The following is a 5542-nucleotide window of genomic DNA, read 5'->3' as shown; positions in this document are numbered from 1 at the left end:
CACCGACTTCGCCCCCGACGGCCCCACCCGCGCCGACGACACCCTGCTCCTCTACTTCACCTCCGGCACGACGGCGGAGCCGAAGCTGGTCGAGCACACCCACGTCTCCTACCCCGTCGGCCACCTGACGACCATGTACGGGCTCGGCCTCCAACCCGGCGACGTGCACCTGAACATCTCCTCGCCCGGCTGGGCCAAGCACGCGTGGTCCAGCCTTTTCGCGCCGTGGACGGCGGAGGCGACGGTGTTCGTCCACAACTACCAGCGCTTCGACGCGGCCGCGCTGATGCGCCAGATGGACCACGGCGGCGTGACGACGTTCTGCGCGCCACCCACGGTGTGGCGGATGCTCGTCCAGGCGGACCTCTCCCGGCTGCGGAAGCCGCCGAGGGAGGCGGTCTCCGCCGGGGAACCGCTGAACCCGGAGATCATCGAGACGGTCCGGGAGGCGTGGGGCCTCACCGTCCGGGACGGCTACGGGCAGACGGAGACCACCCTCCAGATCGCCAACCCGCCGGGCCAGCCGGTCCGCGACGGCTCGATGGGCCGCCCGATGCCGGGATACCACGTGGAACTGGTCGACCCCGTCAGCGGCAAGGCGGGCGTCGACGAGGGCGAGATCTGCCTCGGCCTGGCACACCGCCCGGTGGCCCTCATGGTCGGCTACCACGGCGACGAGGAGCGCACCGCCGACGTCATGGCCGGCGGCTACTACCACACCGGCGACATCGCCTCCCGCGACGCGGACGGCTACCTCACGTACGTGGGCCGCCGGGACGACGTCTTCAAGTCCTCCGACTACAAGATCAGCCCGTTCGAGCTGGAAAGCGTGCTCCTGGAGCACGAGGCGGTCGCGGAGGCAGCGGTCGTACCGGCACCGGACCCCCTCCGTCTGACCGTCCCCAAGGCGTACGTCGTGCTCGCCGCCGGCTGGGAACCGGGACTGGAGACCGCCCGCGCTCTCTTCGAGCACAGCCGCGCCCGCCTCGCGCCCTACAAGCGCATCAGACGCCTGGAGTTCGCCCCACTCCCGAAAACGGTCAGCGGCAAGATCCGCCGCATCGAACTCCGCGAGGCCACCGCCAGCGGCTCCGCCGCCGAGTACCAGGAATCCGACTTCGCCTGACCCCACCAGCCGGTGCCCGCGGCGACGCACGTCACCCCGCCGGGCACCGGCCCGGCCGGGCCGGGCAGCCGCAACACAGCAGACCCAGCTCAGATGTCGACTCCCCCGCTCTCCGCACGCGCCTCCCTCCGCCGCCTACGGCCCACTCGGATCTCTCTCGCCGCACCGACCGAGATCGCGACACCCAGCGCGATCTCGATCAGCCCAAAAAGCCACGATGGCCAGCTCGCCCCTCCACCAAGCCTGTCGATTCCACTCACCAGCATAAAAGGAATAAAAACGAGGAGAAACGTCAGCCTGTAGCCGGCCACGCCACTCGCCTCAGCAACTACCTTAGCCAAGACCACCCTCACCCGGACTCGGGCGCCCCTTCGGAATCATCGCCTCTTACCGACACGATGACCCAAGCGCGCCACTATCTCTTCACCCCACGAACAGTATCTGAACCCAGAAAATCAGCAGAAACATCGATCCCGCCGCCGCAACGATCCACCGACGCGCCATAGGGCGATAATTCCGCCGTTTCCTCCGTTTCTTCGACCTCCGCAGATTCCCCCCGGCGTCCCTCGCCGACCGCGCCCTCACCGCCTCGACTCCCGACAGTAGGGCGAAGGCGGGAGGAACAGACAGGGAGATGGAAAGAACCACATCAAAGGGCACCTTGAACAGGAAATCGAGAAGCATACCGAGCATGACGCCGGAAGCAGCGACCAAGCACCATCCGCCCGCCGAAAGAGAAAAGATCTCGCAGGCGTCACCAGGAGTGCATTCGCCCCTCTGCGCTTGCCGAAGCCAGCCAGTCAGGTCCGCCTGGTAGCTCGTCGACCTCCTTCCCCTCTCGACTCTCCCCAGGATCATCCGGTAGAGCAGCTGACTGAAGGCAACAGGCGCGGTCTCTACCACGCCCACACATCGATCGAGCACACCTGCGGCAGCAGGATCAGCCATCTACGCCTCTGATCCTCTCTGCAATCACTTCTCGCAAGTCACTTCCGCCGACCACGTGTCCGCTCTGCGATCCACGAGACCCCAAGCACGACAGCTGAACAGAAGAACAACCTCTGCCCATCCTCGACTCCATAGACGACAGAGGAAATTACCCCAAGAACGAAAACAAGAACCCCGGCACCAAAAAGCGCCGCCGATTCCCTTCCTGTCTCGGTCTCAACTCGACCTCTCCTTGCCCGACCCATCTCGTTCCCACCTCTTCACGACAAGGCCAAGGATGACCCAGCCTGCGGATACTGTAACCGCGGCAGCAATCCCGAGAGCCGAATCTGACGTACCCATCATAAAGATCAACAGAAAGAGGATCATCATTCCTCGATGCGAGCAAGCCAGCCGGTCAGCACGCATCAACACGCGTTTCATTCTTGATGCAGACCTCCGAATAGATCCAATCAACACCGCCCCTCCTAAGCTGAAGGGCACGAGACCTCGACAGCCGTCAATTTCCGCAATACGCTCTCACCACAGCTCATCCGGAAGATTTCCCCAGGCTTCCCGCAAGCTATCAATGTACTCGCGCAGGGATGAAAGCTCACTGCTCTCTGGAAGCCGGGCCAGCACCTCGTCAACCAGTTCGAAGCACTCGCGAACCACTTCCTCACCACGCCGTCTCTCATGAGGCTTCTGCGCACCCAGCAGACCCGTAAGCGCAGCCTCAAGGGCGTTGAGTTCGACCTCAAGGCCACTCCCCCTCAACTGCTTCGCCGCCTGCGTCTCGCCCCAGGGCCCCTTCACCAGCACGCGCTCAAGTTGTGATTTCCGCCGCCTCGGCCATCTCACCTGCCGCCTCCTTTTGCCTTGCGCCGCCTTCGCCCTTTATCCATCCCCAGCCGAGACTGGGGCCCGGAGCCCTGCCGCCGGGCAGATGGGCGCCAAACTCCGGATATCCAAAGCCCATCGACCATCCCGCCGACCACGATCAAGACGAACGGCCACACATAAGCGCTCGACCCATCTGCCGCGGCAACAGATCCGACCATCACGACCCCGATGAGTCCGGCAGGAAGGATGAGCTTGCACGCCCATGGCTGACCCACCCGCGAATAGGCGCCTACCAGCGCCATTACCGCCAGCGCCACCAGCCCCCAGTCCTCCGCGTCCACCGCACCTCCCACCTGAAGAAAAGAGCCTGCCGACTAGCGGGAATCCCGAGCACCAGAAGCAATGATGTAGTCGATGTCGTTTGCTATCCGGGCAAGAAGGATTTGGACATCCTCCTGGCGATATCCTGCGCCTCGCACAGCCCAAGGAAACTGTTTGCGGCGGATCCATGACGTCGAGATTGCGGGCCCACCCTGATCAAGGTAGACAGCAAGACGCCGAAGGAAATCATCAACATCTTCCCGCCGGTACCCCAAGCTGTACCGCCCTTCAGAGAAGTCTCTTTCAGTAATCAGAGAGAGCAGGTTCTGAATCTTCGCAGCGTTCCGCTCGATATCTTCGACAGTCAAGGTCTCCTCCACAGGAAGTCCGAAGTCTCCCAGGTCATCAACCCAGACAAGACGATAGTACTTATGCCCGAGAAGAAGAGACCCGAACATGAAGACGCCGAAGACCCACTCGGGAGCGTAGTCCATGACAAACGCGACACCGGGGGCGCTGGCCGCGAAGAACAATGCACCGAATGCAATTCCGGCGATCTTCCTTTTTCTCACAGGCAAGGCACCTCGGATCGAGTACGATCGGACACTATTACGACAATTTCGGGCTTTAGCTCGATCTCCACTCTTTCTTCACAGCGAGCGGACGTACACGCCGGGTTGCCACGCGTCTGGGTCGACGTGGCCTTCCGCGCGGTCCAGGTCGGCTGCGCGGTCCAGCGTGAGGACGTGGAGGCGGCGCCGGTCCGCCAGACCTCCCACGGCTGCGCCTTGCAGTCGGTGTTGCCGGAGTGGAAGTTCCAGAGGGAGAGCTTCGCGTCCATGACCAGCGCGTCGCGGATCGGAGAGGTGTTCCACGTGATGAACGAACGCGCGGTGCGAGGCGTCCCGTTGCTGTTCGTGGTTCCCGGGTTTCCGAGGTCCAGCTCGACGTCCGTCGACCAGTCCCGGGTCTCCCCCTGCTGGACGTAGGTGTCGAAGACGTTGGCCAGTGCCGATGTCGACGGATCCACGACCACCGGGTACTTGGTCTCCGGATCGGCGAGGAACTCGGCGTCGGGCGTGACCACCAGATCGATGGAACCCCCGCGCTGGACGACCTCCATCTCCACCGGAACCCGGCGGGTGTGCTCCCCGGAGACCTTGTCGACCGTGGAGTCCCACATCACCGGCGCGGGCATGACGGCCCGCGTCCTGCCCTTCCTGTCGGTGAACTCCACACTGCCGTCGTCCTGTTGCTCGGCCTTCAGGCCCTTGGCCTTGAGCGGCAGGGTGTAGCTGTACTTCTCGCCGGACGGGCGTTCCTTGATCTCGACGAACTGCTCGAAGCCGGTGCGGGTCGCCTCGACCACGACATCCGCGCCCGGCACGGCGTTGACGTACTCCGCGCGCGTGCCGTCGAGCTTCGGTGTGGGCAGGCCGCCCTTCCACTGCAGAGTGATCTGCTCGTCGTCGTCGCCAAGTGTCACCAGGTCGGTGGCCGGCGCCTTCTGGGCCGCCTTGAGCGAAGAGGACCGGGCGCCGGTCTTGCCGGCGAGCCGCAGGCCCTCGGGGTGCGCCACGGGTTCCACCGAGCCGTCCGAGGCGGTGACCAGATCGAGGTCGACCTTGCGCCAGGCGCCGGTCTCCTCGTCCTGGAACCGGATCGGCCCCGCGGCCAGCTCGGTGGTGAGCGAACCGTCCTTGTTCGCCCAGGTGGTGGAGGTCTCGGTGCGCTCCGAGAGCGCCTCCACGCGCTTGCCCGACAGCCGGGCAGCGACGCGCGCGGACGGGATGTCGGCTGCCTGGGTGACGGTCTTCTCCTGCCGGGCCTCCGGCTCCGGAGAGGGCTTGGCCGCGACGGCTGTCGCGCCGTCGAGCGCGGTGACGGCCATGACCAGGGCAAGCACTCCCGCCGTGTAGCGGAGGCTTCCCCCGATCCAAAGTCTCCCGCGCTCTTCGGGCGCGGGTATGTGCATTGTCATGTTTCCTCGGTCAGTTGAAACACATTCACACCACCTATGTGATGCGGATGTGAAGATAACGAGGAAACAAGATCGACGATTCAGGCATAGCAGACATCAGCAACCGAAGCAGTCCCCGGCGGCGCTGTGACGCTCACCACCTGCGTGAACTTTGGCCGGACAGAAGCGGGCGTCTTGCCGACTCGGGTTCCGGGGCGGTGTGGGCTCGTGGTTAGCTTTGCGGCGTCTGTGTCGGGAATGGCAGCCGTCATGATCATTTGTCTGGCGGTGGCGGAGGAAACGCCCATCGGGGGCGTACGGGGGAGCACACGTGGTGTCGCGTCGGTCGCGTCTTGGGTGGGGTG

The 5542-nt window shown here is 64.5% G+C and carries 4 protein-coding genes and 1 pseudogene; 1 reads left to right on the top strand and 4 read right to left on the bottom strand.

Going from position 1 to position 5542, the window contains the following annotated elements; translation table 11 throughout:
- A partial coding sequence (locus GL263_RS20335) for an AMP-binding protein (protein WP_182857171.1) occupies window positions 1-1126 on the top strand: 1126 nt, incomplete at its 5' end.
- Window positions 1127-1549: 423 nt separating this feature from the next.
- Here the strand turns inward: GL263_RS20335 and GL263_RS20330 are convergent.
- The 4 genes and pseudogenes from GL263_RS20330 to GL263_RS20315 all read right to left on the bottom strand — a co-directional run.
- A complete protein-coding gene (locus GL263_RS20330; protein WP_182857170.1) occupies window positions 1550-2074 on the bottom strand; it encodes a hypothetical protein in 525 nt (174 codons plus the stop codon).
- A gap of 519 nt (window positions 2075-2593) precedes the next feature.
- Window positions 2594-2875 carry a hypothetical protein gene (locus GL263_RS20325; protein WP_182857169.1) on the bottom strand — a complete coding sequence of 94 codons (282 nt, stop codon included), beginning with the start codon at window positions 2873-2875 and terminating at the stop codon, window positions 2594-2596.
- A gap of 395 nt (window positions 2876-3270) precedes the next feature.
- Window positions 3271-3789: a hypothetical protein gene (locus GL263_RS20320; RefSeq protein WP_182857168.1), complete on the bottom strand. Its 519-nt coding sequence runs from the start codon at window positions 3787-3789 to the stop codon at window positions 3271-3273.
- 89 nt (window positions 3790-3878) lie between these two features.
- Window positions 3879-5108 (bottom strand): annotated as a pseudogene (locus GL263_RS20315) (sugar-binding protein); the annotation flags it as partial.
- Window positions 5109-5542 lie beyond the last annotated feature (434 nt).

Source organism: Streptomyces durbertensis, from assembly GCF_014156695.1.
Taxonomy (GTDB): Bacteria; Actinomycetota; Actinomycetes; order Streptomycetales; family Streptomycetaceae; genus Streptomyces; species Streptomyces durbertensis.
Note: the sequence above shows the minus strand (reverse complement) of the source record. Positions and strands in the feature narration are given on the sequence as shown.

Coding starts and splice junctions, on each gene's coding strand:
- GL263_RS20330 (WP_182857170.1), bottom strand. CDS start 2,074: ATGGCTGATCCTGCTGCCGCAGGTGTGCTCGATCGATGTGTGGGCGTG.